Source organism: Psychrobacter sp. FME5 (genome assembly GCF_014861375.1).
Lineage (GTDB): Bacteria > Pseudomonadota > Gammaproteobacteria > Pseudomonadales > Moraxellaceae > Psychrobacter.
The window spans coordinates 1-1,181 of sequence record NZ_RRYX01000233.1 but is presented as its reverse complement, the minus strand read 5'-3'; the positions used below and the strand labels follow the sequence as shown (position 1 = coordinate 1,181).

At 45.9% G+C, this 1,181-nt stretch carries 1 protein-coding gene and 1 pseudogene; both read right to left on the bottom strand.

The features are described from left to right. Window positions 1-466: pseudogene (locus tag EI161_RS14430) on the bottom strand (ABC transporter substrate-binding protein); the annotation flags it as partial. Then, window positions 463-1,181 (bottom strand): ABC transporter ATP-binding protein (locus EI161_RS14425; RefSeq protein ID WP_192529968.1); only part of this gene is annotated, 719 nt, incomplete at its 5' end. The gene EI161_RS14425 and the pseudogene EI161_RS14430, both read right to left, overlap by 4 nt.

Genomic DNA, 1,181 nt, shown 5'->3' with positions numbered 1-1,181 from the left:
GGCCCAATTCTAACGTGGGTTCTATAAAGTCCTCCCACTTTGCAATTTTGTTAGGGCTGGTCAATTCAATAGAATGGATAGGCAAATCGCCGTACATAGGACGCAGGTGCGCATAAAAAGCGTTGTCTATGACCAAATCTAAATCTAATTGAGAGAACATTTCAGGATTGGGCTGATAGCGTGTTCCTACGTCGAGAGTCGTATCGGGTATAAGAGGCTTACCGACCCATTCTCTATAGAAAGGTTTGTCGCCCATAGCAACTGGTGGGTATCCCATGGCAGTCAGCATCGCCGCAATACCCCAATCGGGCGTCATGACTTTAGGCGCTTTTTGACTTTCTTGAGGTGACATTGCTTGTGGCGCTTGTGGTGCTTGTGAGGTGGCGTCAGACGACTGGCAACTGCTTAACAATAAACTTGAGCATAATGCCACACATAGCCCGAACGAAAAGGTGAGCGCTTTCATATAACTGCGACTTTATGAGTAGTGGTAGGATGGGTTAGTAGGGTAAAATCGACACCAAATATTGAGCGCAGTACATCCTTTTCCATGGTGTGTTTGACATCATTCATATGGCACAGCTTGCCTTGTTTTAGGGCGATAAACTCATCACAAAACCTTGCTGCTAGATTTAGGTCGTGCAGGATAATCACAACACCTAAGCCTTGCTCATCGACCAATTGACGAATCAGCTTTAACACTTCTATTTGATAGACCACATCCAGCGCCGCTAGTGGTTCATCCAATAGAAGATACTTTGTCTGCTGGGCAAGGCACATCGCCAACCAGACGCGCGCACGCTCACCACCTGACAACGTCGATACTTGGCGGTCTCTAAAGGCGTTAACTTGAGTGAGGGCGATAGCTTTTTCTACTTGTTGATGATCGTTGGCAGTCGGCTTTTGCAGCCATTTTTGATGAGGGTATCTGCCCAACATCACAAGCTCATAGACCGTAAAAGCACCTGCATCAGGTAGATTTTGCGGTAAATAGGCAAGATGCGTCGCCAGTCTTTTAGCAGAAAGACTTCGCAAATCTGTATTTTCTATTTCAATGCCACCTTGCGTGGGTGTCATCTCTCCTGCCATGGCTTTTATAAGGCTAGATTTACCAGAACCATTATGTCCAATGAGGGCATAAAGTTTATTTGGTTCGATGATAAAAGAAGTCGGGTGAAGCA